We start from the raw sequence: 26,564 nt of genomic DNA, 5'->3' as shown, positions 1-26,564 counted from the left end.
TGGCTCGTGCCACACGCCGGTTACCCGATTCGTGAACAGATCGAGACCTTGGCAACTGCGTGGCTGGTGCGGCCGCCCTCCTCGTGAAGGGCGGCCGCACCCACTCAGACGCGCGGCGGCACTCCAAGGTTGCGTCGCAGGGACCGGGTCTTGCGGAAGGGCATCACCGGCGGGTCAGCGGTCGGCCTCGGCCTCCAGCGCACGGATCGCCTCGTGAGTCTCGAGCACCCGCCGCGCGGTGTCGACGTGCAGGCTCTCGACCATGCGACCGCCGAAGGTCACCACGCCCGAGCCCGCGCCGTCCTCCCACGCCTGAAGGATGCCGCGGGCCTCCTCGACCTGCTCAGCGCTCGGCGCGAAGGCGGCGTTGCACGCCTCGACCTGTCCCGGGTGGATCAGCGTCTTGCCGTCGAAGCCCATCTGCCGCCCCTGGAGGCACTCTGCCTCGAACCCTTCGGCGTCCTTGACGTTGTTGTAGACGCCGTCGAGGATCACCGTCCCGGTGGCACGGGCCGCCAAGAGGCAGAGCCCCAGACCGGTCAGCAGCGGCTGCCGGCCGGGCACGTGCTCGGCGTGCAGCTCCTTGGCGAGGTCGTTGGTGCCCATGACGAGCACGGCGAGCCGTTCGGACGCACCGGCGATCTCCTCGCAGTGCAGCATCGCCTGCGGCGTCTCGACCATGGCCCAGAGCTTCGTGTGCTCCGGCGCACCAGCCGCCTCCATCGCACCGACGAGCTGGCGCACCTCGTCGCCCGAGCCCACCTTCGGCACCACGATGCCGTCCGGGCCCGCGGCGCACGCTGCGGCGAGGTCGGCGTCGTGCCACTGGGTGCCGATCCCGTTGACGCGGATGGTGACCTCGCGACGGCCGTACTCCCCTGATCGTGCTGCGGCACAGGCGTTCTCGCGAGCCTGCTCCTTCGCGTCGGGGGCGACGGCGTCCTCGAGGTCGAAGATGAGCGCGTCGACCATGAGGGTCTTCGCCTTCTCCAGCGCCCGCTCGTTGGAGCTGGGCATGTAGAGGACCGAACGACGCGGCCGGTATGCCGTGTGCTCGCCGCTCACGTCGCGCTCCCCTCCGCGCCGGTGCCGGCATCGGCACCGCCGTCGGGCACGGCGGCATACAGCTCGGCGAGCTCGGGGTCGGTGCGCGAGAGGCGCTCGGCTAGCTCGACGATCACCAGGCACTGCTTGAGGCTGGCGTCGTCCTCCATCTTGCCGTCGAGCATGACGGCACCGGTGCCGTCGCCCATGGCGGCGACGACGCGCCGGGCGTGCGCGACGTCCTCGGCCGAGGGGCTGAAGACGCGCTTGGCGATCTCGATCTGCACCGGGTGCAGCGACCACGTGCCCACGCAGCCGAGGAGGAAGGCGTTGCGGAACTGGTCCTCGCAGGCGACGACGTCCTTGATGTCCCCGAACGGGCCGTAGTACGGGAGGATCCCGTGCATCGCGCAGGCGTCGACCATCCGCGCGATCGTGTAGTGCCACAGGTCCTGCTGGTAGGTCGCGCGCTGGCCCTGGACGTCGCCACCCACCGGGTCCTGGCGCACGAGGTAGCCCGGGTGGCCGCCGCCGACGCGGGTGGTCTTCATCCGCCGGTCGGCCGCCAGGTCTGCCGGGCCGAGCGACAGGCCCTGCATCCGCGGGCTCGCGCCACAGATCTCCTCGACGTTGGCCATGCCCCGGGCCGTCTCGAGGATGGCGTGCACGAGGATCGGGCGCTCCAGCCCGGCGCGCGCCTCGAGCTGGGCGAGCAGCCGGTCGACGTAGTGGATGTCCTCGGGCCCCTCGACCTTCGGCACCATGATGACGTCGAGCTTGTCGCCGATCTCGGTGACCAGCGTGACGAGGTCGTCGAGCACCCACGGGCTGTCGAGCGCGTTGACGCGGGTCCACAGCTGGGTGTTCTCGCCGAAGTCCGTGGCCTTGGCGATCCTCACCAGGCCCTCGCGCGCGGCGACCTTCCTGTCGGCCTTGACGGCGTCCTCGAGGTTGCCGAGCAGCACGTCGACGGTGCCCACCATGGCGGGGACCTTGGCCGCCATCTTCTCGTTGCTCGGGTCGAAGAAGTGGATGACCCGCGAGGGCCGGGCGGGCACCTCGGTCACCGGTCGTGGGGCCCCCACGGCAAGGGGCTTGAAGAAGTCCTTGGCGCTGCGCATGCGCGGACGCTAGCGCAGACGCCAGCACGGCGGTTATGACACAGTTCACGGTGTGACCGAGCCCGTCGAGGTGACCACCACCGAGCAGCCGCACGTCAACGTCACCGCGCTGTTCGCCGAGGCGGCCGGCAAGTCGGGCCTGTTGTGGATCGACGTGCCGGGCGACCGGGCCTGGCCGGCGTGGCACGCCTGGGCCGACGACACCGTGTTCGTGGTCTCGGGGCCGGGCGAGCAGACCCTGCCCTGGCTGCCCGACGAGGTGGCGCTCATCCTGCGCAGCAAGGACACCGGCGGCCGGCTGCTCACCGTGCACGCGACGGCCCGCACCCTCACCCCCGACGACCCGCAGTGGCCGACCGCGACCGACGCGCTCAAGGCCAGCCGCCTCAACGCCACCGACGACGTGGTCGCCCGCTGGGCGACCTCGTGCACCGTCCGGGCGCTGCGGCCCTACGGCACCCCGCTCGAGGCGCCCGGCCACTACGGCGACACCTCCGGCGCGGCCCCGGTGCCACCGAGCGAGGCCACCACCACCGGCTGGCGGCCCTGGCACCTCGGCGGCCGCCCACAGCGGCGCCGCGGCACGCGCTTCCCCGACGACCGCGGCGGCGCCGGATAGCCTTGCTCGCGTGAGCACCCCGTCGCGCGTCTTCGTCGGCCGCCTGACCAGCCTGAGCGTGTTCGACCCGCTCGGCGACCAGGTGGGCCGCGTGCGCGACGTCGTCGTCACCTTCGGCGCCTCGCGGCGGCGGCCCCGGGTCATCGGCCTCGTGGTCGAGGTGCCCGGCCGGCGCCGCGTGTTCGTCCCGATGACGCGGGTGACCTCCGTCGACGGCGGCCAGGTCATCACCACGGGACTGGTCAACATGCGGCGGTTCGAGCAGCGCGCCAACGAGGTGCTCGTGATGGCCGAGCTGCTCGACCGGCAGGTGACGGTGCGCGACCCCGAGGGCGACTACACCGCGACGGTCGAGGACATCGCCATCGAGCGCGAGCGCACCCGCGACTGGGCGGTCTCGAAGGTCTTCGTCCGCCAGGGACCGGCCCGCGGCCACCTCGGACCGTTCCGGCGCCGCCGCGGCGCCACGGTGCTGGTCCCCGTCGAGGACGTCACCGGCATCCACCGCTCGACCCCGGCGCAGAGCGCCGCCCGGCTGCTCGAGAACTACGACGACCTCAAGCCCGCCGACCTGGCCGAGGTGATCCACGACCTGGCGCCCAAGCGCCGTGCCGAGGTGGCCGCCGCCCTCGACGACGAGCGGCTCGCCGACGTGCTCGAGGAGCTGCCCGAGGACGACCAGGTGCAGATCCTCGCGACGCTGGAGCGCGAGCGCGCCGCCGACGTGCTCGAGGCGATGGAGCCCGACGACGCCACCGACCTGCTCAAGGAGCTCACCCCCGAGCAGCGCGAGGAGCTGCTCGGCCACATGGAGCCCGACGAGGCGGCACCGCTGCGCCGGCTGCTGACCTACGACGAGAACACCGCCGGCGGCATGATGACCACCGAGCCGGTGATCCTCGCCCCCGACGCGACGATCGCCCACGCGCTGGCGGTGGTCCGCAAGGTCGAGCTCTCCCCCGCCCTGGCCTCGACCGTCTTCGTGTGCCGGCCGCCGCTGGAGACGCCCACCGGCAAGTTCCTCGGCATCGTGCACATCCAGCGACTCCTGCGGGAGCCGCCGCACAACCCGATCGGCGGCATCCTCGACAAGGAGCTCGAGCCGCTGCGCCCGCACTCCCCGCTCGGCCAGGTGACCCGGGTGCTGGCCACCTACAACCTCACCGGTGTGCCCATCGTCGACGACGAGGGACGCCTCGTCGGCGCCGTCACGGTCGACGACGTGCTCGACCACATCCTTCCCGACGACTGGCGTGAGGAGCGGCACGAGGTGACCCGTGACTGAGCGCCCGAGCCGCACCGCCCCGACACGCCTCGACCAGCCGCGCGAGGTGCGGCGGGCGCTCCTGCCGCGGCCCACGGTCTCGCAGGAGACCTTCGGCGTGTGGAGCGAGCGCTTCGCGCGCTTCATGGGCACGCCCCGCTTCCTGATCTACATGACGGCGTTCGTCGCCCTCTGGATCACCTGGAACGCCGTGGGCCCGCCCGACCTGCGCTGGGACCCCTACGCCTTCATCTTCCTCACGCTGATGCTGAGCCTGCAGGCCTCGTACGCCGCGCCGCTGATCCTGCTCGCGCAGAACCGGCAGGCCGACCGTGACCGCGTGGCGCTGGAGCAGGACCGCGCCCGCGACGAGCGGAACCTCGCCGACACCGAGTTCCTCACCCGCGAGGTCGCCGCGCTGCGCCTGGCCCTGAGCGACACGGCGACGCGCGACTTCGTGCGCTCCGAGCTCCGCGGCCTGCTCGAGGACTTCGAGGAGCGCGGCCTCGAGGTGCGCCGGCGTGACGAGCCCGACAGCGGGCCGGGGGCCACCGGTTCCGCGCCTGACCGGCCCGCGACCTAGCATGGGGGGCATGTCCGCCCCTGCTGCCCCCGTGACCGACGACGCCCTGTACGCGGCCCTCTCGACGGTCATCGACCCCGAGATCCGCAAGCCCGTGACCGAGCTCGGCATGGTCGAGAGCGTCTCGGTCGACGAGGCCGGGCACGTGGCGGTGACGATCCTGCTCACCGTGTCGGGGTGCCCCATGAAGGACACCCTCACCAAGGACACCACCGCGGCGCTGGCCAAGGTGCCCGGCGTCAACGGCGTCAAGGTCACCCTGGGCGTCATGAGCGACGAGCAGCGCACCGCCCTGCGCCAGCAGCTGCGCGGCGGTGCCCCCGAGCGCGAGATCCCCTTCGCGAAGCCCAACAGCCTCACCCGCGTGTATGCCGTGGCGTCCGGCAAGGGTGGCGTCGGCAAGTCGTCGGTCACGGTCAACCTCGCCGCGGCCCTCGCCGAGAGCGGGCTGCGCGTCGGCGTCGTCGACGCCGACGTCTACGGCTTCTCCGTGCCCCGCATGCTCGGCGTCGAGCACCGGCCCACCCAGGTCGACGACATGATCCTTCCCCCCGTCAGCCACGACGTGAAGGTCATCTCGATCGGCATGTTCGTGCCCGGCAACCAGCCGGTCGTCTGGCGCGGCCCGATGCTGCACCGGGCCCTCCAGCAGTTCCTCGGCGACGTCTTCTGGGGCGACCTCGACGTGCTCCTGCTCGACCTGCCGCCCGGCACCGGCGACATCGCGATCTCGGTGGCCCAGCTCATCCCCGGCGCCGAGATCCTCGTCGTGACGACCCCGCAGCAGGCAGCCGCCGAGGTGGCGGAGCGGGCCGGTTCGATCGCCCTCCAGACGCACCAGCGCATCGTCGGGGTCATCGAGAACATGAGCTGGCTCGAGCTGCCCGACGGCTCCCGCCAGGAGATCTTCGGCTCCGGCGGCGGCCGGGCGGTCGCGGAGTCGCTCAGCCGGTCCGTCGGCGCCGAGGTGCCGCTGCTCGGCCAGGTGCCGCTCGACACCAACCTGCGCGAGGGCGCCGACCAGGGCACGCCCGTCGTGCTGCGCGACCCGGACAGCCCGGCCGCGGTCGTGCTGCGCGCGATCGCGCGCGGCCTGGGCTCCCGGGCACGCGGCCTCGCCGGCCGCTCACTCGGCCTGACCCCCACCGGCCGCTGACGGCATACGACTCTGTATGCCGCGGGAGCGGCTCATGACCCACACGGGCCGTGGAACCGCTCCCGACGCAGACGAAGTCGGGGCTCAGGTGGCGTCGAGGTCGTACGGGGTCGGGCGCGTCGGGTCGTAGGCCCTGCTGCCGTTGGCCCGGCCGCCGTTGGCGCCGGGGCCGTCGGCGGAGGCCGCCTTGGCGTCGAACGGGGTGTCGTCGAGCAGCGCCTCGCGCACGATGCGCCGAGGGTCGTACTGGCGCGGGTCGTACTGGCGCCAGTCGATGTCGTCGAACTCCGGCCCCATCTGCTCGCGCAGCTGCCCCTTCGCCGACTCGGCCATGGACTTGGCCTGGCGCACCAGCCGGCCCAGCTTGGCGGCATACTCCGGCAGCCGCTCGGGCCCGAGGATGAGCACGGCGAGCACGATGAGGAGGATGAACTCCCATCCGGTGATGTTCACGCGCCGGTTCCTGCCCTCGTCACTGGTCGGTGTTGCCCTGCAGGGTCATCCTGACACTGATCTCGCGGGAACCGCGACGCACCTTCATGGTGACCTCGTCGCCGACGCTCTTCGCGCGGATGAGGACCACGAGGTCGTCGGGATCGGTGACCCGGCGACCGTCGAACTCGATGATGAGGTCGCCCGGCTTGACTCCCGCCTTGCCGGCGGGGCCGTCAGGGGTCACCGACTCGCGCTGCGCCGTCGACTCCTCGAGGATCTTGACCCCGTCGGCGCCGTCGTACTGGCGGTCGAGGATCACACCGATGACGGGGTGCTCCGCCTTGCCGGTGCGGATGAGCTGGTCGGCGGTCTTGCGGACCTGGTCGACCGGGATGGAGAAGCCGACGCCGATGTTGCCCGACTGCTCCCCCGAGCTGCCGGGCACGCGGGCGATGGCGGAGTTGACGCCGATGACGCGGCCCTGCATGTCGAGCAGCGGCCCCCCTGAGTTGCCCGGGTTGATCGCGGCGTCGGTCTGGAGGGCGTTGATGAACGACTGCTCGTCACCGTCGCCACCGGGGCTCACCGGACGGTTGAGGGCACTGACGATCCCTGAGGTGACGGTGTTCTCGAGGCCGAGGGGCGCACCGAGGGCGATGACGTGGTCCCCCACCACGACGTCACCGGACGAGCCGAGGACCAGCGGCTGGAGGTCGCTGCGTCCGGTCTTGAGGACCGCGATGTCGTAGGAGCTGTCACGACCGGCGATCGTCGCGGCGATCTCGGTGCCGTTGGCGAGCTGGATGCGGATGGTGCCCTCGCCGGCGGCTCCGGCCACGACGTGGTTGTTGGTGATGATGTGGCCCTGCTGGTCGGCGACGAACCCCGAGCCGGTGCCGTTGCCGTCGGCGCCCTGCACCTTGATGGTCACGACGCTGGGCAGCGCCTTGGCCGCGATGTTGGCGATGGACCCGTCCGGGCGGCTGGTGGCGCCGCTGCCCACGGTCGGCAGGGGCGACGGGGAGCCGCCCAGGCCGCCGAAGCCGAGCCGGTCGTTCGCCCCGAGCCAGCCGCCGGCGAGACCGCCGAGCAGGCCCGCGAGCAGCGCGCTCACCACCGCCACGGACAGCAGCGCCGGCCAGCCCGGACCGCGGCGCGGGGGCCGGCCCTGCGTCATGGCATGGTGCGACTGCGTCCAGTCCTGGGTCGGGGCCGCCTGCTGCCAGCCCTGGTCCCACTGCTGGTGGTCCCACCGCTGGTGGTCCCCCTGCGGCTGGTCCCACTGGCCGGACGCCTGAGCGCCGGGACCCGGCTGGCCCGGCCACCCGGTCTGTCCCTGCGCAGCAGGCCACCCGGCCTCGTGCTGCGCGGCGGGCCAGCCGGTCTGGCCGTGGGGGGGCGGCTGGGGGTCGTAGGTCCACGACGGCTGGAGGGCCGGCTCGCCCGCACCGACCGGCGGCGGCGGGATGGCCTGGGTGTTGCTCAGGTCGACCGGCTGGGTCTGGTCGACCGGCTGGGTCTGTTCGACCGGCTGGGCCTGGTCGACCGGCGGGGCCTGGTCGGCCCTCTCTGCGGGCTGGTGCTCGGGTGCCGGCGGTGTCCACGCGGCATCACGCCCATCGGGCTCGTCGTGCCAGCGTTCGCGGGGCTCGGTCATGGCACCGATTCTGCCGAACCGCGCGGGGTGCCGCTCACGACGGGTCTGCCGGCGCCACTGAAGACGACCGTCGTGGCCGACACCGGAAGCTGCGCGCGGGCCCGCAGCGAGGCCCCGAAGGAGGCGCTGGTGAACGACGGGCTGACCGGCCGGGCGCGCTGCACGGCGGTTCCGGGCGCCGGGGTCGCCGGGCCAGTCGGCGCCAGTGGGCTGCCGACCACGGCGAAGCTCCAGGCCGCGGCGGCCGAGGCGCCGGCAGCCAGCCCGGCGAAGACGGTCGCGCGCATCACGGAGCGGTGCATGGCGGGGGCGCAGCGGTCGACGACCGGCACCGGTGGTGGTGGGATGCGCAGCGGCTGCACCTCACGGGCGGGCGCGGCCAGGCCGTCTGCGCAGGGGGCACCGGCCGGGCCGTCGGCGTGGCCGCCACCGGAGGCCATCGACAGCAGCACGGCTCGCAGGTCGCTCGGCACCGCAGGCCCTGCCGATGCCCGGAGGGCACGGAGCACCCGCTTCTCCGCCTCCACGGCCTGGCGACAGCAGGTGCACGCCACCAGGTGGCGGTCCCACGACCGCAGCTCAGCCGGGGACAGGGCCCGGTCGGCATACGCCGTCAGCTCGGGTCCCAGGCACCGCTGCAGCGGCCGGGGACCGGAAGGGATCCTGCTCACCGCGCCTCCGGCACCGCTCGCCGCAGCACCGGCAGGCGCCGCCGGGAGGACGCGGAGCCCGGGCTGGACTCGGCGGGCGACGTGGGCTCGACGGGGCGCGTACCGGGGGCGCGGTGGGCCAGGGCCTCGCGCAGCAGGGCGCGGCCACGGTGGATGCGCGAGCGCACCGTGCCGAGCTTGATGCCCAGCGTGGTGGCGATCTCCTCGTAGGACAGACCCTCGATGTCGCACAGGACGACGGCGGCACGGAAGTCCGGCGGCAGCGCGTCGAGGGCGCGCTGGACGTCGTCGTTGAAGTGGTTGGCCTCGAAGGCCTGCTCGGGCCCGGCCTCACGGGTGGGCAGGCGGGCGGCGGACTCCTCCGAGAGCGCGTCGAACCGGATCCGCTGCTTGCGGCGCATCCGGTCGAGGAAGACGTTGGTGGTGATGCGGTGCAGCCAGCCCTCGAAGGTGCCCGGCTGGTAGGAGTGCAGCGAGCGGAACACCCGGATGAAGACGTCGTGCGTGAGGTCCTCGGCGTCGTGGACGTTGCCGGTCAGGCGGTAGGCCAGCCGGTACACCCGCGCGGAGTGCTGCTCGACGATCTCCTCCCAGGTCGGAGGGACCCACGGCTGCTCGGGCGAGACAGCCACGGCAGCCCGGTCCGGCGCGCCGATCTGGTCGGTCGCGGTCACGTCGCTCACCTCCGTAGGGCGCGCGCTGCGCGCGCTGGTTGCCGGTCTGGACGACCGCGCACCGTCGATGGTTCCCCACCAACCTGAACGTTCCCTGTGTGCGGGGCGCGCACCTCGTCCGCTCCACCCGGCATTCGTGCGGCGTGGCCGCGCGGATGGGTGCGCGAATCGGGGCATCTGCGGCGCTAGGGTTGCCCGCATGACCGCACAGAAGCCTGCCAGCTGGGCCTACGCCGAGGAGTTCGTCACCGAGACGCCGGTGGTGGAGCAGGCTCGCCGCCGTGGCGAGGAGCTCGGCGCCTCCCCGGTCGGCAACGGCGCGGGGGTGGTCCTGCGCCTGCTCGCGGCCGCCTCGAAGGCGCGTTCGGTCATCGAGATCGGCACCGGCGCCGGCACCTCGGGCCTGTGGCTGCTCCAGGGCATGCCCGCCGACGGCATCCTCACGACCATCGACGTCGAGCCCGAGCACCAGGCCGCCGCCCGGCAGGCCTACCGCGAGGCCGGCATCGCCCCGCAGCGCACCCGCGTCATCAGCGGCCGCGCCCTCGAGGTGCTGCCCCGCATGACCGACGGCGCCTACGACATGGTCGTCGTCGACGCCGAGAAGTCGGAGTACCCGGCCTACGTCGAGCACGCCATCCGGCTGCTGCGCTCCGGCGGGGTGCTGGTGCTCGACAACATGCTGTGGCACGACCGGGTGGCCGACCCCGCGGCCCGCGACGAGCAGACCACCGTGCTGCGCGACCTCGGCAAGACCCTGCGCGACGACGACCGGCTCCTGCCTGCGCTGCTGCCGGTGGGCGACGGGGTCCTCGCCGCCGTCAAGCGCTAGAGACTCTTCCGGTTCGAGGTAAAACGCCGGTGTCTACCGGCGTTTTTGCCTCGAACGGGGATGAAGAGGCCTCAGGCGGTGCCGGGGCCGGGGCCGCGCCGGAATCCCGCTGGCCCCTCGGCGATCGCCACGACCTCGAACGGCTCGATGGTGACAGGCGCGGACCCGATGATCCTGGTGCCCGCCGAGTTGGCCGCCTCCTGCTCGAACTCGCTCTGGAAGTCGTCGCGGTAGACCGCCTCGTCGAAGACGTAGGTACCCTCGAACCAGCGGCCCTCGCTCATCCGCCAGGTCTTGAAGGCCAGCCCGTCGAGGAACATGAACTTGGCCATCGACGTGCCGATGACGTAGTCGCGCAGCTTCTGGCCCACCGCGGGGTCGCTGTCCTCGAGCGACCAGCGCACGGTCAGTCCGTATCCGGCATTCATTGCATGTCCTCCAGCAGGGTCAGCAGCAGCCGCGCTCCGAAGCCGGTGGCTCCCTTGCTCAGCAGTCCGCGGTCGACATCGGATCGGCCGGTGCCGGCGATGTCGAGGTGCGCCCACCGGCGGTCGCCGGCGAACTCGCGCAGGAACAAGGCTGCCGTGATCGAGCCCGCGCCGCTCTTCGGTCCCGCTATGTGGTTGATGTCGGCGACCTCGCTGTCGAGGTCGGGCCGGTAGTCCTCGACCAGCGGCAGCGGCCAGAGGGTCTCCCCGGTGCGCTGACCTGCGGCGACGAGCTGCTCGCGCAGTGCGTCGTCGGTGGCGTAGACCGGCGCCATGCTGCGGCCGAAGGCCACCCGCGCGGCCCCGGTCAGCGTGGCGATGTCGAGCAGGACGTCGGGGTCGAGGTGCCGGTCGGCGTAGGCGAGGGCGTCGGCCATGACGATGCGGCCCTCGGCGTCGGTGTTGCCGATCTCGACGGTGCGGCCGCCGTACTGCGTGACGACGTCGCCGGGGCGGTAGGACGCCGCCCCGACGGCGTTCTCGGCCAGGGCGAGGAGGCCGGTGACGCGCACGGGCACGTCGAGGTCGCGACAGGCGGCGAGCACGGCGAGCACGATCGCCGAGCCCGACATGTCGGTCTTCATGGCGAGCATGCCCTCGGCCGGCTTGATGTCGAGGCCGCCCGTGTCGAACGTGATGCCCTTGCCCACGAGCACGACCCGCGGGGTCTTCCGCGACGCGCCCGACGGGGTGTGGTCGAGCTGCACCAGGCGTGGGGGCGTGGCCGAGCCACCGCCGACGGCGAGCAGGCCCCCGAAACCCTCGCGGCGCAGGTCTGCGTCCGACCACACGCGCGAACCCAGTCCGGTGCGCTTGGCGATGGTCTCCGCCTGGGTGGCCATCCACGCCGGGTTCTTGATGTTCGACGGCGTGACGGCGAGGTTGCGGGCCAACATGGTCGCCCGGGCCCGCACGACGGCCCGTCGCACCACCTCGGCGTCCGGGGCGCCCGTGAGGGTGACGGCGCCGACGGCGGCCGTCTTCGGGTCGGCCGGCTTGCCGCTCCACCGCGGCGGCGTGTAGCCACCGAGGCAGCAGCCCTCGACGAAGGCGGCGAGCGCCGAGGCGTCCCCGCCCGCGGGGATCGGCGTCACGAGGTGCTCACGCCCCCTGGCCTCGCGCCCGAGGGCCGCGCCGGCCGTGCGCAGGTCTGCGTCCGACCCGGACCCCGTGCCGACCAGCACGAGCACGCGGGCCGGGCGCCCGGGCGGGAGCGGCACCGTGGTCACCGCGCCGGGCTTGGCCTCCGGCTCGTAGGCCTCGGCCAGCCACGTGGCGTCCAGGCCCAGCAGTGCGACGGCCTCGGCGTCGGGGCCCTCGGTGGCCAGCCCGCCCTCGGCGACGGGCAGCGCGAGCACGAGGCCCGCCGGTTCCCCCCCGGCGAGCACGTCGGCCAGGGCCCGTTCGGTGGTCTCCCAGCGGCTCGAGGCGGGGTTCAGCAGGTCGGGGGTGTTGTCGTCAGGCACGCCTGCGAGCCTATCGACCCCGCCCGCGACGACTCGGGGGTGCGGTGGGCAGACGAGACCCCCGCCGGCTGGTGCCGTCGGGGGTCTCGTCGGTGCTTCGTCAGTGCCGCAGGACGCTCAGGCCAGGCCCTCGCAGTTGTCGATCGCGGCGCCGAGCTCCTTGGCCTCCTCGGGGGTCATCTCGACGACGAGGCGGCCGCCGCCCTCGAGCGGCATGCGCAGAACGATTCCGCGACCTTCCTTGGTGACCTCGAGCGGGCCATCTCCGGTCCTCGGCTTCATTGCCGCCATCGGGACTCCCCTTCCGTGGGCGTGGATCTGTTGACGGCACGCGGGTCCACGCCGGCATGTCTGTCCCGGTCGCGCCAGATGTCAGTTCATTATCCCGTGAACTGCGCCGATGGTGAAATCCACCACTCGTCCATCCGCCAGACTGTGCATCGTGCACGCGCGCTCAGCCCTCTTCGACCTCTACGGCGACCACCTGCTCGCACGCGACGGGTGGGCGCCCATCGCGGCGGTCGTCGGGCTGCTCGGCAGTCTCGAGATCACCGCCCCCGCGGTGCGCACGGCGGTCTCGCGCATGGTCCGCGAGGGGTGGCTCGAGCCGCAGGAGCGCGACGGCCGCGGGTATGCCGCGACGGCCCGCGCCCGCGCGCGCCTCGAGGAGGCGCACGGGCGCATCTACCGCACGGCGCAGACCCCGTGGGACGGGCACTGGCACCTGGTGTCCGTCGAGCACCAGGCCGACCGCAACACCCGGGCCAGGGTGGCCCAGTCGCTGCGCTTCCTCGGCTACGGGTCGCTCGGGGCCGACACCTGGGTCGCGCCGCGCCAGAGCCCGGAGCTGGCCGAGGTGCTCGGCCGCGAGGGGGTCCACCACGACGGCTTCACGGCGAGCTTCCAGGGCGAGGGCTCGGCGCTCGTGAGCCGGGTCTGGGACCTCGAGGCGCTGGGCACGGCATACCGACGCTTCGCCGAGGCGGCCCGCGAGGCGGGCCTGCCCGACGACCCCGAGCAGGCCTTCGCCTCGAGGTCCGGGCTGGTGCACGCGTGGCGGCTCTTCCTCTTCAGCGACCCCGGGCTGCCCGAGGAGGTGCTGCCGGCGCACTGGCCGGGCAGGGAGGCGGCCGAGCTGTTCGACCGGCAGGCCCGCGCCCTCCTGCCGCAGGCCCGCGCGTGGGTCGACACCTGGCTGGCGGGCGGCCCGGGCGCAGGCGCGCAGCGGCGGTCAGGCGCCTGACAGGCTCGCCGGCGGCAGCTCGAACCACCGCAGGTGGTCGAAGTCGTCGTTGACCGAGCCGTCCCCCTCGCACGGCGTCGCCGCGCGGAAGATGTCCTCGGCCTCCCGCAGGTAGTCCTGCAGCGCCGACTCGGGTGCGGTGTCGTGCTGGCGCGGGTAGGTCATGACGCCGTCGGCGTCGTAGCCGACCTGGTGCAGGCGCAGGGGCGGCTCAACGGGGCCCCGGCGGTGGTGCCAGCGGCCGGTGGCGGGGTCGAAGCGGTAGTCGCCGAGCAGGCGCCAGCCCTCCCGAGCCACGAGGCGCACGGCCTCGACGACGTACTCGAAGACGGCCTCGGAGATGAAGTAGTTGAAGTTCACCCGCACCCAGCCGGGCTTGATGCCCTCGCAGCCGTGGCCGATCTCGCGCTCGAACTCGTGGCTGCGGTCGATGTCGATGCCGAGCAGGTAGTGGCCGTAGGGGCCGGCGCACGAGCAGCCGCCGCGTGACTGGATGCCGAAGAGGTCGTTGAGCACCGCCACGACGAAGTTGTGGTGCAGGAACCTGCCCCGCTCCCCCGGGGCACGCACCACGAAGGAGACGATCGAGAGCCGGTCGGCGCCGAGGTTGCCGAGGATCTCGATGGCCGGCTCCTGCTGCCAGGCCTCCACGGCCCTCCGGAGGAAGTGGTCCTCGCGCTCACGGATGGTCTGGACGCCGACGGCCTGCTTGAGCTGGAAGACGAGGCCCGCGCGGATGGACTCGATGATGGCCGGCGTGCCGCCCTCCTCGCGGTGCGCCGGGTCGTCGAGGTAGCGGTGCTCGTCCTTGTTGACGAAGGCGACGGTGCCGCCGCCGGGCACGTCGGGCACCCGGTTCGCGGTCAGCTCACGGCGCACCACGAGCACACCGGGGGTCGCCGGGCCGCCGATGAACTTGTGCGGGCTGAGGAACACCGCGTCCTTGTAGGCCGCGGGGCCGGCGCCCGGGGACCCGTACATCTCGATGTCCACGTAGGGACCGGCCGCGGCGAAGTCCCAGAAGGACAGCGCGCCGTGGTCGTGCAGCAGGGTCGCGATGGCGTCGGTGTCGCTGACGATCCCCGTGACGTTGCTGGCCGCCGAGAAGGACCCGATCTTCAGGGGCCGCCCGGCGTGGCGCGTGAGCTCCTCAGCCAGGCGGTGGAGGTCGATGTGGCCGTCGGCGTCCTGCGGGATGACCACGACGTCGGCGATCGACTCACGCCAGACGAGCTCGTTGCTGTGGTGCTCGTAGGGCCCGATGAAGACCACGGGCCGCTCGTGGGGGGCGATGGATTCGGCGAAGTGGTAGCGGTCCTCGAGGTTGGACGGGACCCGCAGCCCGAGCATGCCCACCAGCTTGTCGATGGCCCCGGTGCAGCCCGAACCGGCGAACATGACGATGGTGTCGTCGTCGCCGCCCACCGCGTCGCGGATGATGCGCCGGGCGTCCTCGCGCAGCCGGGTCGTCTGCAGGCCGGTGCCCGAGCTCTCGGTGTGGGTGTTGGCGTAGCGCGGGAGGACCTCGTCGCGGATGAAGTCCTCGATGAAGGTCAGGGCTCGACCGGAGGCGGTGTAGTCGGCATACGTCACGCGGCGCGGGCCGTAGGGCCCGAGCATGACCTGGTCGTCGCCGATGACCGAGTCCCGGATCCGGCGCAGGAGCGCGGGGTCGGCGGGGGTGCTCACGACACGGTCGGCCCGGTGCTGTCCCACGCCCTCACTATAGGAATGATGGGGCCCATGACAGGCCAGACCCCGCAGACCCAGCCGCCCGTCCTGCTCGAGACCTCGCCGGAGGGCGTGGCGACCGTGCGGCTCAACCGCCCGGACGCCATGAACGCCCTCGACGTCGAGACCAAGGAGCTGCTGCTGCAGACCCTGCGCCAGGTGGCCGAGGACCCGGCGGTGCGGTGCGTGGTGCTGACCGGCACCGGCCGTGCCTTCTGCGTCGGGCAGGACCTGCGCGAGCACGTCGAGCTGCTCCAGTCGGCCGACCAGGCGCTGTTCGCCACCGTCGCCGAGCACTACAACCCCATCGTCGAGCTGCTCGTCACCATGGAGAAGCCGGTCGTCGCGGCCGTCAACGGCGTCGCTGCCGGCGCCGGTGCATCCTTCGCGTTCGCCGCCGACTTCCGGGTCATGGTCGACACCGGCGGCATCAACCTGGCCTTCGCCGGCATCGCGCTCTCCTGCGACAGCGGGTCGTCGTGGACCCTGCCGCGGCTGGTCGGGCCCGCCCGGGCCAAGGAGCTGCTCCTCCTGCCGCGCACCATCCCGGCGCAGGAGTGCCTCGACCTCGGGCTGGTCACCACGGTGGTGCCGGCCGACGGGTTCGACTCAGCGGTCGAGCAGCTCACCTCGACGCTGGCTGCCGGGCCGACGATGGCCTACGGGTGCATCCGCAACGCGGTCGCCTACAGCGCCGGCCACCCCCTGGGCGAGTCGCTGGCCCGGGAGGGCGAGTACATGGCGAGCACCGGCGAGAGCGCCGACCACAAGGCGGCGGTCGACGCGTTCCTGGCCAAGCAGAAGCCCGTCTTCACCGGCGCCTGAGGGCCCGACCGGTCACGGCGGGGCGGCGTCCCACGGGGTGAAGGTGAGCAGCGCCGCGGTGAACCAGAAGACGCCCACCCCCAGCGCGAGCACGACCACCGCGACCCGGCGCCGCCAGTGCGGCACGACGGCGGCGCCGGTGGAGGTGCGCATCGCCACGCTGGCGACCAGCGCCGCGAGCGGGAAGTCGAGCAGGAGGAAGCGCCACATGCTCGTGATGGGGCGCACCACCGCCATGAGGTAGAGCGGGTAGGCCAGCGCCCAGGCCCGCAGCTCGATGGCGAGCCAGCGGCCGTGCCTCCCGAGCACCAGCGCGACGTAGGTCGCGACCAGGGCGAGCAGGACCACCACACCGAAGACGCCGCGCTCACCCCAGGCCCAGCTCACCCACAGCACGAAGGGCCCCCGGTCGGGCTGCTGGCCCCAGGCCGCCTGCACGTCGAAGAAGGCCCCGGGCAGGCCGCTGGCCACCCCGACCAGCACCGGCCAGGCGACGGCCGAGGCGACGGTGGCGGCCAGCATGACCGCAGCGCTCCCCCGCTGTCCGCGCAACGGGACCGTCCCTGCCGCACGGTCCTCGCGCCAGCGGATCACCAGGTGGGCCAGGGCCGCGCAGGCCAGGGCGGGCGCCACCCCCCGGGTGAAGCCCAGGGCGAGCGCCACCACGCCCACCCAGACGTACTGCCGGCGCATGAGCAGCAGCAGGGCAGCGGCCACCAGCACGCAGGCGAGGGCCTCGGTGTACGGCATGAGCAGGATGCCGGTGGCCGGGTAGAGGCACCACAGCGCCGCCGCAACCAGGGCGAGCCGCTCTCGGGCCGGCTGCGGAGCGGCGTGGAGCGCGAAGCGGAAGGCCTGCCAGACCAGCAGCACGGCCACCGCGCCGAGCGCCACGTTCAGCGCGACGGCCGCGGCGGTGAAGGGCAGGCCGGTCTGCATGAGCCCGCGCACCAGCAGGGGGAAGCCGGGGTAGAAGGCCCACGCGCTGTAGGTCAGCAGCCCGGTGTCGGGGTCGGCCGGCAGCGGCAGCGGGTATCCCCCCTCGGCGATCCGCCGGTACCAGACGCCGTCCCAGAGGCCGAGGATGTCGCCGACCGAGGGGTCGAGGTGGCCCACCCCCGCCGGCGTCTGGAACCACGCGGCGGCCACCTGCATCGCGACGAGGGCGAGCACCCGGGTCGCGGCGTACCAGGCCATGAGGGTGAGCAGGGGGCGGCGCAGCGCCCGGCCGGCGAGCTCGCTGCGCCGCTCGGCGGTCAGGAGGGTGGCCATCACGGCGGGTAGTCCGACGGCGGCACGAACACCAGCAGCTCGGTGATCCAGACGGCCTGCCCGATGACGCCGAGCACGACGAGGGTCCCGGCCCGCCACGACAGGAACCGCGGCGACCGAGCCACCCAGCCCCCTCCGAGCATGACGACCAGCAGCGGGAAGAGCGGCAGCAGGTAGCGGAAGATGCTGGTGAAGGGATCGAGCACGAGGGCGAGGTATGCCGGGTAGGCCAGGCACCAGGTCCGCAGCTCCGGTCCCAGCGCGCGGGCCCAGGGGCCCAGCACCATGACCACCAGCGTGGTGACGGTGAGGGCGAGGGCGACCGGGCCGTAGGTGTCGGCCAGGTCGAACTCACGAAAGACCCACTCCGACATCCACAGCCACGGCTTGAGCGGGACGATCTCGCCCCCGGCCCGCCACGCCGCCATCGTGTCGGTGTAGGCGGTGGGTGAGCCCGTCACCGCCCAGGCGATCGTCGGCCAGGTGAGCCCCGAGACGCCGCACGCCACGAGCGCCGCCGCCCCGGCGGCATACTCACCGGGGGTGATGCGGCGGGCGCGCCGGGCCCGCCAGCGCAGGGCCAGCGCCACGGCCACCACCGCTCCTGCGGGCAGGGCGATCGGACGGGTGACGCCGAGCACCAGGACGAGCGCGGCGGCCGCGACCCACCGCTCGCGCATCACCGCCCACAGGAACCCGCACAGCACGAGCATCGCGAGCGACTCGGTGTAGGCCAGCTGCAGGGAGACCGAGGCCGGGTAGGCGGCCCACACCGCGACAGCGGCCAGCGCCACCCGGGGGTGCACCCGGTCTGCGAGCAGCCCGGCCATCAGCACGGCGGCACCGAGGCCGCAGAGCAGGGCGAGGCTGGAGGCGACCACCGGGAACGACAGCCCGGTCACGCCCATCACGCCCCGGGCGAGGAGGGGGAACAGCGGGTAGAAGGCCCACGCGTTCTGCGAGGGCGTGCCGCTCTCGGGGTGCAGCGGCAGCTCGCGGGGGTAGCCCTGCTCGGCCACCGTGCGGTACCAGCTGCCGTCCCACAGCACGGTCAGGTCGAAGTAGTCGACCGTCGGCCCCGTCCACGACAGCACCGGCACCTGCCGGTCCACCGCGAGGAGGAGCATCACCGTGGTGACGGCACGCAGGAGCAGGTAGACGCCCGCTGCGCGCAGGGCGAGGGAACGGGTCACCGGGCACCAGCCCGGTGGCACCCCTCGAGGTGGTCGTCCACGACCCCGCAGGCCTGCATCGCGGCATACATCGTCGTGGGGCCGACGAAGACGAACCCGGCCCGCTTGAGCGCGCGCGCGAGCGCCACCGACTCCGGCGACGTGGCGGGCACCTCGTCCGGACCGGCCGGGCGCCCCCGGCCGGTCGGGGCGAACGACCAGAAGAGCGCGTCGAGGCCCCCGTGCTCGCGCAGCCCGACCACGGCTCGCGCGTTGGTGACCGCCGCATCGATCTTCAGGCGGTTGCGCACGATCGAGGCGTCGGCCATGAGGCGCGACCGGTCGGAGTCGTCGAAGGCGGCCACCCGCTCCGGGTCGAAGCCGGCGAAGGCGTTCCGGAAGGCCTCCCGCTTGCGCAGGATCGTCAGCCACGACAGGCCGGACTGGAACGCCTCCAGGGTGAGCCGCTCGTAGAGCGCCTGCTCGCCGCGCACGGGAACGCCCCACTCGGTGTCGTGGTAGGCCAGGTAGTCAGGGGCGGCTCCCGCCCACGCGCACCGGGCGAGGCCGTCCTCGCCCACCACCAGGCCGCTCATGTGCCGGCCCGGGCGGCGCGTCGCGCGGCCTCGCGGAGCATCGCGTCGAGGGCCGAGCCGAACATGGCCCGGGCAGCCCGGTCGACCAGCGGCTGGCTGAGCCGGCGCACCGGCCGCGGGCGCAGCGAGATGTCCTCGGCCCAGGTGACCGTGGCACCCCCACCGGGGGCAGGCTCGACGCGCACGTCGGCCCAGCCGTCGAGCACCCGGCCCACCTTGAGCATCGAGAAGCGACCCCGTCCCTGCTCCGCCGGCGGCTCCCAACGGGTCAGCACCATGGCGTCGGCGAAGCCGAGGGGGCCGATGCCGCTGATGCCGGCCCACCCCCAGCCCACGCGGGGCTCACCCGGGTCGACGCGCATGGTCGTCATCGGGATCCACCTCTGGTGGCCCGCGAAGTCGGTCAGCACGTCCCAGACCTCGACGGGGCCGGCCGGGCACGTGCGGTGGAGGGTGAAGGCGGTCATCGGCCGCCGTCGCGCTCCGACGTCGGCTCCGACTCCCGCACCGGCTCGGGCTCCGGCTCCTGCACCAGCTCGGGCTCCGGACGCTGCACCGCCGGTGGGACGGCAACGGCGGGACGCAGGGACGCGAGCTCCCGCTCCTGCTCGGCGATCCGGTCCTGCAGGGTGTCGAGCACCCGGTCGACCTGGTCCATGCGGTAGCCGCGCAGCGCGGTGTCGAAGTGCACCTCGGAGATGCTCCGCGCCGTGAAGCCGTCCGACAGCCCGACATCGGGCTGGGAGCGGACCGGGTCGGCGAGGGGGTCGTAGCCGATGCGGCCGGCCAGCATGCCTGCGAACACGCCGACGAGCAGCACGGCGACGACAGTGAGGAGCACCCAGATCACGGCCTGATCGTCGCATGTCGCGGCGCTCGCGACACATCCACCCGCCGGGGGCGGCCGGCCCCGCTGGGGCCGGGTCTCACTCCGGGCGCTTCGGCGCCACGTTCGGGTCGGACTCGATGATGATGCGCACGGCCTCGTCGACGTCGTCGGTGAGCTGGAGCAGCCCGAGGTCTTCGCCGGTGATCATGCCGTGGTCGGCGAGCGTCCCCTTCAGCCAGTCGAGCAGGCCGCCCCAGTAGTCGGAGCCGAGCAGCACCAGGGGGAAGGAGGTCACCTTCTGCGTCTGCACCAGGGTCAGCGCCTCGAACAGCTCGTCGAGGGTGCCGAACCCGCCGGGCAGCACGATGAAGCCCTGCGCGTACTTGACGAACATCGTCTTGCGGGCGAAGAAGTAGCGGAAGTTCACGCCGAGGTCGACGTACGGGTTGAGGCCCGCCTCGAACGGCAGCTCGATGCCCAGCCCCACCGAGGCGCCGCCGGCCTCGAGGGCACCCCGGTTCGCCGCCTCCATGGCGCCGGGGCCGCCGCCGGTGATCACGGCGTACCCGGCCCTGGCGAGTGCTCGGCCGACCTCGCGGCCGAGGGCGTAGTGCGGGCTGTCGACCTTGGTGCGCGCCGAGCCGAAGACGCTGACCGCGGGCCCGAGCTCGGCGAGCGCGCCGAAGCCCTCGACGAACTCGCTCTGGATCCGCATGACCCGCCAGGGGTCGGTGTGGACCCAGTCGGCGCGGCCCTTGTTGTCGAGCAGCCGCTGGTCGGTGGTCGTGCCGGGCAGGCGCGACCGGCGCAGCGTCACCGGTCCGGTGTGGTACTCCCACTCCTCGCGGTGCGAACTGCCCTGCGGTCCGCTCTCCGTATCGGTCATGCCCGGCAACCTACGCCAGCCAGCGCAGCAGCGCGGCTTCGGCGGCCACGAGCTGGGCCACCGGGCAACGCTCGTCGTCGTGGTGGGCGAGGTTGGGGTCGCCCGGGCCGAAGTTGACGGCGGGGATGCCGAGGGCGGCGAAGCGGGCCACGTCGGTCCAGCCCTCCTTGGCCAGGACCGGCACCCCGAGCGCCTCGACGAACGCCTTCGCCGCAGGCAGGTCGAGCCCCGGGCGGGCCCCTCCGGCGTTGTCGACGATCTCCACCTCGAAGCCGTCGAAGAGCTCCCGGACGTGGGCGGCTGCCTCGGCCTCGGACAGGTCGGGCGCGTAGCGGTAGTTCACCGTGACGACGCACTCGTCGGGGATGACGTTGCCCGCGATGCCGCCGCTGATGCCGGTGGCGTTGAGGGCCTCGCGGTACTCCAGCCCGTCGACGGTGACCCTGCGGGGCTCGTATGCCGTGAGCCGGCCGATGATCTGCCCCGCGTCGTGGATCGCGTTGCGCCCCTTCCACGGACGGGCCGAGTGCGCGGCGACGCCGCGGGTGGTGACCAGCGCCCGCAGCGTGCCCTTGCAGCCACCCTCGACCTGGACCGCGGTGGGCTCGAGCAGGACGGCGAAGTCGGCCTCGAGGAGGTCGGGGCGGGCCTGCTGGATGAGCCGCAGGCCGTTGAACTGGCTGTCGACCTCCTCGCCCTCGTAGAAGACGAACGTCAGGTCGTGCGCGGGCTCGCGCACCTCGGCGGCGACCTTGAGCTGGACGGCCACGCCGCCCTTCATGTCGACGGTGCCACGCCCCACGAGGTCGTCGCCCTCCCGTCGCGTCGGCAGGTTCACCGGGTCCTTGGTCAGCGGCACGGTGTCAATGTGTCCGGCGAGGACGACGCGCTGGGGACGTCCGAGTGACGTGCGGGCGACCACGGAGTTGCCGATGCGGGTGACCTCGAGGTGCGCCAGCGGGCCCAGTGCCGCCTCGATCGCGTCGCAGATGGTCGCCTCGTCGTGGCTGACCGACTCGATGTCGCACAGGGCGGCCGTCAGGGTCGTGACGTCGACCGAGAGGTCGAGGGTGGGCACGGTGGTGGGCGCTGCGCTCATGGGCGCCAGCCTAGCCAGCGCCGGTGCACCGTCCGCCCATCCGACTCGCCTACGCTGTCCCGCATGAGCAACGAGCGCAGCGCATGGGGATTCGGACTCGCGACCATCACCGACGACGGTGTCACCCTCGACACCTGGTACCCCGAGCCCGCGCTGGGCCAGGCGCCGGCGGACGCCTCCGCCCCCGAGGAGCTCGAGGCGCTGGTCGGCAAGGACGAGGTCCGCCGGGTGCGCCGCGAGCTGGTGCAGACCGTCATCGACCTCGACGCCGCCCCAGCCGACGCCTCCGACGCCTATCTGCGCCTTCACCTGCTGTCCCACTGCCTGGTCGAGCCGAACACCGTCAACCTCGACGGCCTGTTCGGGAAGCTGGCCAACGTCGTCTGGACCAGCCAGGGCCCCTGTGCCGTCGAGGGCTTCGAGATGACGCGTGCCCGGATGCGTGCTCGCGGTCCGGTGCAGGTGTTCGGGGTCGACAAGTTCCCGCGCATGACCGACTACGTCGTGCCGGCCGGCGTGCGCATCGGCGACGCCGACCGGGTCCGTCTCGGAGCCCACCTGGCGCCGGGCACCACGGTCATGCACGAGGGCTTCGTGAACTTCAACGCCGGCACCCTCGGGACGTCCATGGTCGAGGGACGGATCAGCCAGGGCGTGGTCGTCGGCGACGGCTCCGACATCGGCGGCGGCGCCTCCACGATGGGGACGCTCTCCGGTGGCGGCACCGAGCGGGTGCGCATCGGCGAGCGCTGCCTGCTCGGCGCGGAGTCGGGCCTGGGCATCGCGCTCGGCAACGACTGCGTCGTCGAGGCGGGGCTCTACCTGACCGCCGGGACCAAGGTGACCCTGCCCGACGGCCAGGTCGTCAAGGCCCTCGAGCTCTCCGGCCAGGACAGCCTGCTCTTCCTGCGCAACTCCGTCACCGGCACCGTCGAGGCCCGCGCCCGCGACGGCCACGGCATCGTCCTGAACTCCGCGCTGCATGCGAACGACTAGGCGAGGCGGCACCAGGCGCGGCGGGCTGGTCCTCTCCGAGGAGCAGCCCCGCTCGCGCGGCCGGCGCATCCTGACCCGAGCGGTGCTCGCCCTGTTCGCCCTCGGGCTCGTCGTGGCCGGCTACGTGGGGGTGCAGGGCTTCCTGCACAACTTCGGCGGCCCCCGCTGCCAGGCCACCGCCATGGGCAACAGTGTCGACTTCGACCCCTCACAGACCGGGTATGCCGCCACCCTCACCGCCCTGGCGGTGAAGCGGGGCATGCCCCCGCGGGCGGCGACCGTCGCGATCGCGACGGCCATCCAGGAGTCGAAGCTGCGCAACCTGCGCTACGGCGACCGCGACTCGCTCGGCCTCTTCCAGCAGCGGCCCTCGCAGGGCTGGGGCACCGAGCAGCAGATCCTCGACCCCGTCTACGCCACGAACGCCTTCTACGACGCGCTGGAGAAGGTCAAGGGCTACGAGCAGATGGAGATCACCAAGGTCGCCCAGGAGGTGCAGAAGAGCGCCTACCCAGCGGCATACGCCGACCACGAGCAGGAGGGCCGCATCCTCGCGTCGGCCCTCAGCGGGCACTCCCCCGCCGGTCTCGGCTGCCGCCTCGACCCGGCCGAGGCCGGCGACCCGGAGGGGCTGGCCGCCGCGCTGCGCACCGAGCTCGGCGTCCGGGGAACGCCGCAGGGCCGCACCATCACCGTCAGGGCCGGCTCGGACCTGCAGGCGTGGAACGTCGGGTCGTGGGCCGTCGCCAAGGCCAGCGCCCACGGTGTCACCCGCGTGCGCGTCGGCGACCGCCAGTGGACCCGCACCCGTGACGAGGACGGCTGGTCGTGGCAGAAGGTCTCCGGGTCGGGCGCCGCCCGCACGGTGACCATCACCTTCGCGGCTCCGCCCGCAGCCTGACCCCGAGCCGACCGGCACCCGCCCAGGATCCGCGCGCAGGGCGCGCGGAGGACAGAACGAGGCCCGCACCGTGTCCCACGGTGCGGGCCTCGTGTTCGGCCTGGAGCGACCGAGCCGTCAGCGCTGGTCGAGAGCGACGTAGTCGCGCTCGGTGGCGCCGACGTAGATCTGGCGGGGGCGGCCGATCTTCGTCTGCGGGTCCTGGATCATCTCGCGCCACTGGGCGATCCAGCCGGGCAGGCGGCCGAGCGCGAAGAGCACGGTGAACATCCGGGTCGGGAAGCCCATCGACTTGTAGATCAGGCCCGTGTAGAAGTCGACGTTCGGGTAGAGCTTGCGCTCGACGAAGTAGTCGTCCTCGAGCGCGGTCTGCTCGAGCTTCAAGGCGATGTCGAGCATCGGGTCGGAGACGCCGTCCTTGTTCAGGATCTTGTGGGCGGTCTCCTTCACGATGGCCGCGCGCGGGTCGTAGTTCTTGTAGACGCGGTGGCCGAAGCCCATGAGCTTCACGCCGTCTTCCTTGTTCTTCACCTTGCGCACGAAGGCGTCGACGTCGCCGCCGGCCTTCTGGATGCCGTCGAGCATCTCGAGCACCGACTGGTTGGCGCCGCCGTGCAGCGGGCCGAAGAGCGCGTTGATGCCGGCCGAGATGGAGGCGAAGAGGTTCGCGTTCGAGGAGCCGACGAGGCGCACCGTGGAGGTCGAGCAGTTCTGCTCGTGGTCGGCGTGGAGGATGAGCAGCAGGTCGAGCGCCTTGACCATGTCGGGGTCGAGGTCGTAGGGCTCCGCGGGAAAGCCGAACGTCATGCGCAGGAAGTTCTCGGTCAGCGACAGCGAGTTGTCCGGGTAGAGGAACGGCTGGCCGACGCTCTTCTTGTACGCGTACGCCGCGATCGTCGGCAGCTTGGCCATGAGCCGCACCGTCGAGATCTCGACCTGCTCCTCGTCGAACGGGTCGAGGCTGTCCTGGTAGAAGGTCGACAGCGCGGAGACGGCCGACGACAGCACCGGCATCGGGTGGGCGTCGCGGGGGAAGCCGCCGAAGAACGCCTTGAGGTCCTCGTGCAGCAGCGTGTGACGGCGGATGCGCTGGTCGAAGTCGCTCAGCTGCTGCGGGCTCGGGAGCTCGCCGTAGATGAGCAGGTAGGAGGTCTCGAGGAAGCTCGACTTCTCGGCCAGCTGCTCGATCGGGTACCCGCGGTAGCGCAGGATGCCCTCGTCGCCGTCGATGTAGGTGATCGCGCTGGTGCACGAGGCGGTGTTGACGAACCCGATGTCGAGGGTGACGTTGCCGGTCTCCTTCAGCAGCTTGGAGACGTCGTATCCGTGGTTGCCCTCGGTGGCCTTGACCAGAGGGAGGGACAGCTCGCTGTCCCCGGTCTTCAGCGTGGCACCGGATCCGTCGTTGCTCATCAACCCATCCTCGAAGTGTGAATGCGGGCACCCTGGCTTGGCGCGCCCAGCGCAACAGCGACGGTACCCCAGGTGCTCCCGAGGCGAAAAAACGGGCAGTCCGGACGCGCCCGTCAGGCCAGGCGCTCCGCGGCCGCCTCGATCCGCTCGTCGCTGGCAGTCAAGGCGATTCGCACGTGCTGGCTACCCGCGGCACCGTAGAACGTCCCCGGGGCCACGAGGATGCCGCGGTCGGCCAGCCAGCCGACGGTCGCCCAGGCGTCCTCACCCCTGGTGCACCACAGGTAGAGCCCCGCCTCGGAGTCGTCGACGCGCAGGCCGGCGCCCTCGACGGCAGGCTTGAGGCGGGCGCGCCGGGCGGCGTACCGCGCCTTCTGCTCGGCCACGTGGGTGTCGTCGTCGAGGGCCGCGGCCATGGCGCTCTGCACCGGCGCCGGCATGATCATCCCCGCGTGCTTGCGCACCTCGAGCAGCCGCCCGACGAGCGAGGGGTCGCCGGCCACGAAGGCCGCACGGTAGCCGGCGAGGTTGGACTGCTTGCTCAGCGAGTAGACGGCGAGCAGCCCTTCGTGGCTGCCGTCGGTCACCCGCGGGTCGAGGATGCTCGGCGTCGTCGGGGGCTCCTCGCTCGAGGGGTCCCGCTCCCGCCAGTCGAGCTCGGCATAGCACTCGTCGCTGGCGACGACCACGCCGTGGCGGCGGGCCCAGGCGACCACCTTGGCGAGGTGCTCGACCCCGAGCACCTTGCCGGTGGGGTTGCCAGGGCTGTTGAGCCACAACAGCTTCGGCGTGGTCGAAGGCGTGAGCGGCCCCAGCGCCGCCAGGCCGTCGACGACGGTGGGCACTGCCCCGGCCAGCCGGGCGCCGACGTCGTAGGTCGGGTAGGCGACGCGCGGGAAGCCGACGACGTCGCCCGCGCCCAGGCCGAGCAGGCTCGGCAGCCACGCGACGAGCTCCTTGCTGCCGATGGTCGGCAGCACGCCGTCCGGGTCGAGCCCCGGCACCCCACGGCGCCGCTCGAACCACCGGGCCACGGCCTCACGCAGCGCCGGAGTGCCCCAGGTCTGGGGGTAGCCGGGCGCGTCCGCAGCGGCCCGCAGCGCGTCCTGCACAACGGCGGGGGTCGGGTCGACCGGCGTGCCGACCGAGAGGTCGACCAGGCCCGCGCCCGGCAGGTCGGCGGAGACGGCACTCGCCCGCTCCGTGTACGGAGCGAGCGAGTCCCAGGGAAAGTCAGGAAGCAGCACAGGTCACTCGTCGTGCTCCTGCGGCGGCAGCGCGGAGATGATCGGGTGGTCCTTGTTGATCAGACCCAGCTTGGCGGCGCCGCCGGGGCTGCCGAGGTCGTCGAAGAACTCGACGTTGGCCTTGTAGTAGTCGGCCCACTGCTCCGGGACGTCGTCCTCGTAGTAGATCGCCTCGACCGGGCAGACCGGCTCACAGGCACCGCAGTCGACGCACTCGTCGGGGTGGATGTACAGGGACCGCTCGCCCTCGTAGATGCAGTCGACGGGGCATTCCTCGATGCACGCCTTGTCCTTCAGGTCGACGCAAGGCTGGGCGATCACGTAGGTCATAGCGCACATACTAT

Annotated in this window: 29 protein-coding genes; 9 read left to right on the top strand and 20 right to left on the bottom strand. The window is 72.7% G+C overall.

Annotated features, from left to right (window positions below):
- Positions 1–174: 174 nt before the first annotated feature.
- Positions 175–1,065 carry a CoA ester lyase gene (locus tag P0Y31_RS13765; protein WP_275870301.1) on the bottom strand — a complete coding sequence of 297 codons (891 nt, stop codon included), beginning with the start codon at positions 1,063–1,065 and terminating at the stop codon, positions 175–177.
- Positions 1,062–2,165 (bottom strand): CoA ester lyase, encoded by a 1,104-nt coding sequence (locus P0Y31_RS13760; protein WP_275870299.1) that lies wholly within the window; start codon positions 2,163–2,165, stop codon positions 1,062–1,064. Before P0Y31_RS13760 ends, P0Y31_RS13765 begins: the two co-directional genes overlap by 4 nt.
- Before the next feature lie 52 nt (positions 2,166–2,217).
- Here P0Y31_RS13760 and P0Y31_RS13755 point away from each other — a divergent pair, with 52 nt between their 5' ends.
- The 4 genes from P0Y31_RS13755 to P0Y31_RS13740 are packed head-to-tail and all read left to right on the top strand — an operon-like array spanning position 2,218 to position 5,787.
- On the top strand, positions 2,218–2,784 hold the full coding sequence (locus tag P0Y31_RS13755) for a hypothetical protein (protein WP_275870296.1): 567 nt from the start codon (positions 2,218–2,220) through the stop codon (positions 2,782–2,784).
- Between the two features lie 10 nt (positions 2,785–2,794).
- On the top strand, positions 2,795–4,069 hold the full coding sequence (locus P0Y31_RS13750) for a CBS domain-containing protein (RefSeq protein ID WP_275804642.1): 1,275 nt from the start codon (positions 2,795–2,797) through the stop codon (positions 4,067–4,069).
- Complete coding sequence (locus P0Y31_RS13745; RefSeq protein WP_275870293.1) at positions 4,062–4,631, top strand: DUF1003 domain-containing protein; 570 nt, start codon at positions 4,062–4,064, stop codon at positions 4,629–4,631. The genes P0Y31_RS13750 and P0Y31_RS13745 overlap by 8 nt, the downstream gene beginning before the upstream one ends.
- Before the next feature lie 10 nt (positions 4,632–4,641).
- Positions 4,642–5,787, top strand: a complete 1,146-nt coding sequence (locus P0Y31_RS13740; protein ID WP_275870291.1) for an Mrp/NBP35 family ATP-binding protein — start codon at positions 4,642–4,644, stop codon at positions 5,785–5,787.
- 84 nt (positions 5,788–5,871) lie between these two features.
- Here P0Y31_RS13740 and P0Y31_RS13735 read toward each other — a convergent pair whose 3' ends face one another.
- From P0Y31_RS13735 to sigE, 4 genes are read right to left on the bottom strand one after another with little or no spacing between them, the layout of a single operon-like run.
- Entirely contained in the window at positions 5,872–6,240 is a 369-nt protein-coding gene (locus P0Y31_RS13735; RefSeq protein ID WP_275870288.1) for a twin-arginine translocase TatA/TatE family subunit, read from the bottom strand.
- Positions 6,241–6,259: 19 nt separating this feature from the next.
- On the bottom strand, positions 6,260–7,879 hold the full coding sequence (locus tag P0Y31_RS13730; protein WP_275870286.1) for a trypsin-like peptidase domain-containing protein: 1,620 nt from the start codon (positions 7,877–7,879) through the stop codon (positions 6,260–6,262).
- A complete protein-coding gene (locus tag P0Y31_RS13725) occupies positions 7,876–8,550 on the bottom strand; it encodes a hypothetical protein (protein WP_275870283.1) in 675 nt (224 codons plus the stop codon). Before P0Y31_RS13725 ends, P0Y31_RS13730 begins: the two co-directional genes overlap by 4 nt.
- Entirely contained in the window at positions 8,547–9,401 is an 855-nt protein-coding gene (gene sigE, locus P0Y31_RS13720; RefSeq protein WP_275870280.1) for an RNA polymerase sigma factor SigE, read from the bottom strand. Before sigE ends, P0Y31_RS13725 begins: the two co-directional genes overlap by 4 nt.
- A gap of 22 nt (positions 9,402–9,423) precedes the next feature.
- Between sigE and P0Y31_RS13715 the strand changes: the two genes are divergently transcribed.
- Positions 9,424–10,056: an O-methyltransferase gene (locus P0Y31_RS13715; RefSeq protein ID WP_275870278.1), complete on the top strand. Its 633-nt coding sequence runs from the start codon at positions 9,424–9,426 to the stop codon at positions 10,054–10,056.
- Positions 10,057–10,127: 71 nt separating this feature from the next.
- Here the strand turns inward: P0Y31_RS13715 and P0Y31_RS13710 are convergent, their stop codons facing one another.
- The 3 genes from P0Y31_RS13710 to P0Y31_RS13700 form a co-directional block, all read right to left on the bottom strand.
- On the bottom strand, positions 10,128–10,484 hold the full coding sequence (locus P0Y31_RS13710) for a hypothetical protein (RefSeq protein WP_275870276.1): 357 nt from the start codon (positions 10,482–10,484) through the stop codon (positions 10,128–10,130).
- Positions 10,481–12,010: a leucyl aminopeptidase family protein gene (locus P0Y31_RS13705; RefSeq protein WP_275870273.1), complete on the bottom strand. Its 1,530-nt coding sequence runs from the start codon at positions 12,008–12,010 to the stop codon at positions 10,481–10,483. The genes P0Y31_RS13710 and P0Y31_RS13705 overlap by 4 nt, the downstream gene beginning before the upstream one ends.
- 117 nt (positions 12,011–12,127) lie before the next feature.
- A complete protein-coding gene (locus P0Y31_RS13700) occupies positions 12,128–12,301 on the bottom strand; it encodes a DUF3117 domain-containing protein (protein ID WP_275804659.1) in 174 nt (57 codons plus the stop codon).
- Positions 12,302–12,452: 151 nt separating this feature from the next.
- Here P0Y31_RS13700 and P0Y31_RS13695 point away from each other — a divergent pair, with 151 nt between their 5' ends.
- Positions 12,453–13,253, top strand: a complete 801-nt coding sequence (locus P0Y31_RS13695; protein ID WP_275870271.1) for a PaaX family transcriptional regulator C-terminal domain-containing protein — start codon at positions 12,453–12,455, stop codon at positions 13,251–13,253.
- Here P0Y31_RS13695 and P0Y31_RS13690 read toward each other — a convergent pair.
- Positions 13,242–14,969 carry an aminotransferase class V-fold PLP-dependent enzyme gene (locus P0Y31_RS13690; RefSeq protein WP_275870268.1) on the bottom strand — a complete coding sequence of 576 codons (1,728 nt, stop codon included), beginning with the start codon at positions 14,967–14,969 and terminating at the stop codon, positions 13,242–13,244. The genes P0Y31_RS13695 and P0Y31_RS13690 overlap by 12 nt on opposite strands.
- A gap of 27 nt (positions 14,970–14,996) precedes the next feature.
- On the opposite strand from P0Y31_RS13690, the gene P0Y31_RS13685 reads away from it, so the two are divergent.
- Positions 14,997–15,809, top strand: coding sequence for an enoyl-CoA hydratase-related protein (locus tag P0Y31_RS13685; RefSeq protein WP_275870265.1), 813 nt, complete (start codon positions 14,997–14,999; stop codon positions 15,807–15,809).
- Positions 15,810–15,821: 12 nt separating this feature from the next.
- Here P0Y31_RS13685 and P0Y31_RS13680 read toward each other — a convergent pair whose 3' ends face one another.
- The 7 genes from P0Y31_RS13680 to dapE form a co-directional block, all read right to left on the bottom strand.
- Complete coding sequence (locus tag P0Y31_RS13680; protein WP_275870522.1) at positions 15,822–17,081, bottom strand: mannosyltransferase family protein; 1,260 nt, start codon at positions 17,079–17,081, stop codon at positions 15,822–15,824.
- Positions 17,081–18,274 (bottom strand): hypothetical protein, encoded by a 1,194-nt coding sequence (locus P0Y31_RS13675; protein ID WP_275870263.1) that lies wholly within the window; start codon positions 18,272–18,274, stop codon positions 17,081–17,083. Before P0Y31_RS13675 ends, P0Y31_RS13680 begins: the two co-directional genes overlap by 1 nt.
- Entirely contained in the window at positions 18,271–18,849 is a 579-nt protein-coding gene (locus tag P0Y31_RS13670) for a DNA-3-methyladenine glycosylase I (protein ID WP_275870260.1), read from the bottom strand. Before P0Y31_RS13670 ends, P0Y31_RS13675 begins: the two co-directional genes overlap by 4 nt.
- Positions 18,846–19,316 carry an SRPBCC family protein gene (locus P0Y31_RS13665; protein WP_275870257.1) on the bottom strand — a complete coding sequence of 157 codons (471 nt, stop codon included), beginning with the start codon at positions 19,314–19,316 and terminating at the stop codon, positions 18,846–18,848. The genes P0Y31_RS13670 and P0Y31_RS13665 overlap by 4 nt, the downstream gene beginning before the upstream one ends.
- Complete coding sequence (locus tag P0Y31_RS13660; RefSeq protein ID WP_275870254.1) at positions 19,313–19,699, bottom strand: DivIVA domain-containing protein; 387 nt, start codon at positions 19,697–19,699, stop codon at positions 19,313–19,315. The genes P0Y31_RS13665 and P0Y31_RS13660 overlap by 4 nt, the downstream gene beginning before the upstream one ends.
- A gap of 76 nt (positions 19,700–19,775) precedes the next feature.
- Entirely contained in the window at positions 19,776–20,564 is a 789-nt protein-coding gene (locus tag P0Y31_RS13655; RefSeq protein ID WP_275870251.1) for a TIGR00730 family Rossman fold protein, read from the bottom strand.
- 10 nt (positions 20,565–20,574) lie between these two features.
- Positions 20,575–21,663, bottom strand: a complete 1,089-nt coding sequence (dapE, locus tag P0Y31_RS13650; protein WP_275870248.1) for a succinyl-diaminopimelate desuccinylase — start codon at positions 21,661–21,663, stop codon at positions 20,575–20,577.
- A gap of 63 nt (positions 21,664–21,726) precedes the next feature.
- On the opposite strand from dapE, the gene dapD reads away from it, so the two are divergent.
- Complete coding sequence (gene dapD / locus P0Y31_RS13645) at positions 21,727–22,659, top strand: 2,3,4,5-tetrahydropyridine-2,6-dicarboxylate N-succinyltransferase (RefSeq protein WP_275870245.1); 933 nt, start codon at positions 21,727–21,729, stop codon at positions 22,657–22,659.
- Entirely contained in the window at positions 22,646–23,560 is a 915-nt protein-coding gene (locus tag P0Y31_RS13640) for a hypothetical protein (RefSeq protein WP_275870243.1), read from the top strand. The genes dapD and P0Y31_RS13640 overlap by 14 nt, the downstream gene beginning before the upstream one ends.
- A 117-nt stretch (positions 23,561–23,677) precedes the next feature.
- On the opposite strand, the gene P0Y31_RS13635 is transcribed toward P0Y31_RS13640, so the two are convergent.
- The 3 genes from P0Y31_RS13635 to fdxA all read right to left on the bottom strand — a co-directional run bounded on the left by P0Y31_RS13635 (position 23,678) and on the right by fdxA (position 26,550).
- Positions 23,678–24,973, bottom strand: coding sequence for a citrate synthase (locus P0Y31_RS13635; RefSeq protein ID WP_275870240.1), 1,296 nt, complete (start codon positions 24,971–24,973; stop codon positions 23,678–23,680).
- Positions 24,974–25,086: 113 nt separating this feature from the next.
- Entirely contained in the window at positions 25,087–26,220 is a 1,134-nt protein-coding gene (dapC, locus tag P0Y31_RS13630) for a succinyldiaminopimelate transaminase (RefSeq protein ID WP_275870237.1), read from the bottom strand.
- A gap of 3 nt (positions 26,221–26,223) precedes the next feature.
- Positions 26,224–26,550, bottom strand: a complete 327-nt coding sequence (gene fdxA, locus P0Y31_RS13625) for a ferredoxin (RefSeq protein ID WP_275804680.1) — start codon at positions 26,548–26,550, stop codon at positions 26,224–26,226.
- Between the last annotated feature and the right edge of the window lie 14 nt (positions 26,551–26,564).

Origin of the sequence: Knoellia sp. 3-2P3 (assembly GCF_029223115.1) — a bacterium.
Taxonomy (GTDB): Bacteria; Actinomycetota; Actinomycetes; order Actinomycetales; family Dermatophilaceae; genus Pedococcus_A.
Note: the sequence above shows the minus strand (reverse complement) of the source record. Positions and strands in the feature narration are given on the sequence as shown.

Excerpts from the sequence above, each read along its gene's own strand:
- P0Y31_RS13760 (WP_275870299.1), bottom strand. The coding sequence starts at position 2,165 with ATGCGCAGCGCCAAGGACTTCTTCAAGCCCCTTGCCGTGGGGGCCCCA.
- P0Y31_RS13740 (WP_275870291.1), top strand. The coding sequence starts at position 4,642 with ATGTCCGCCCCTGCTGCCCCCGTGACCGACGACGCCCTGTACGCGGCC.
- P0Y31_RS13730 (WP_275870286.1), bottom strand. The coding sequence starts at position 7,879 with ATGACCGAGCCCCGCGAACGCTGGCACGACGAGCCCGATGGGCGTGAT.
- sigE (WP_275870280.1), bottom strand. The coding sequence starts at position 9,401 with ATGCCCCGATTCGCGCACCCATCCGCGCGGCCACGCCGCACGAATGCC.
- P0Y31_RS13715 (WP_275870278.1), top strand. The coding sequence starts at position 9,424 with ATGACCGCACAGAAGCCTGCCAGCTGGGCCTACGCCGAGGAGTTCGTC.
- P0Y31_RS13710 (WP_275870276.1), bottom strand. The coding sequence starts at position 10,484 with ATGAATGCCGGATACGGACTGACCGTGCGCTGGTCGCTCGAGGACAGC.
- P0Y31_RS13700 (WP_275804659.1), bottom strand. The coding sequence starts at position 12,301 with ATGGCGGCAATGAAGCCGAGGACCGGAGATGGCCCGCTCGAGGTCACC.
- P0Y31_RS13685 (WP_275870265.1), top strand. The coding sequence starts at position 14,997 with ATGACAGGCCAGACCCCGCAGACCCAGCCGCCCGTCCTGCTCGAGACC.
- P0Y31_RS13680 (WP_275870522.1), bottom strand. The coding sequence starts at position 17,081 with ATGGCCACCCTCCTGACCGCCGAGCGGCGCAGCGAGCTCGCCGGCCGG.
- P0Y31_RS13670 (WP_275870260.1), bottom strand. The coding sequence starts at position 18,849 with ATGAGCGGCCTGGTGGTGGGCGAGGACGGCCTCGCCCGGTGCGCGTGG.
- P0Y31_RS13665 (WP_275870257.1), bottom strand. The coding sequence starts at position 19,316 with ATGACCGCCTTCACCCTCCACCGCACGTGCCCGGCCGGCCCCGTCGAG.
- P0Y31_RS13655 (WP_275870251.1), bottom strand. The coding sequence starts at position 20,564 with ATGACCGATACGGAGAGCGGACCGCAGGGCAGTTCGCACCGCGAGGAG.
- dapE (WP_275870248.1), bottom strand. The coding sequence starts at position 21,663 with ATGAGCGCAGCGCCCACCACCGTGCCCACCCTCGACCTCTCGGTCGAC.
- dapD (WP_275870245.1), top strand. The coding sequence starts at position 21,727 with ATGAGCAACGAGCGCAGCGCATGGGGATTCGGACTCGCGACCATCACC.
- P0Y31_RS13640 (WP_275870243.1), top strand. The coding sequence starts at position 22,646 with ATGCGAACGACTAGGCGAGGCGGCACCAGGCGCGGCGGGCTGGTCCTC.
- P0Y31_RS13635 (WP_275870240.1), bottom strand. The coding sequence starts at position 24,973 with ATGAGCAACGACGGATCCGGTGCCACGCTGAAGACCGGGGACAGCGAG.
- fdxA (WP_275804680.1), bottom strand. The coding sequence starts at position 26,550 with ATGACCTACGTGATCGCCCAGCCTTGCGTCGACCTGAAGGACAAGGCG.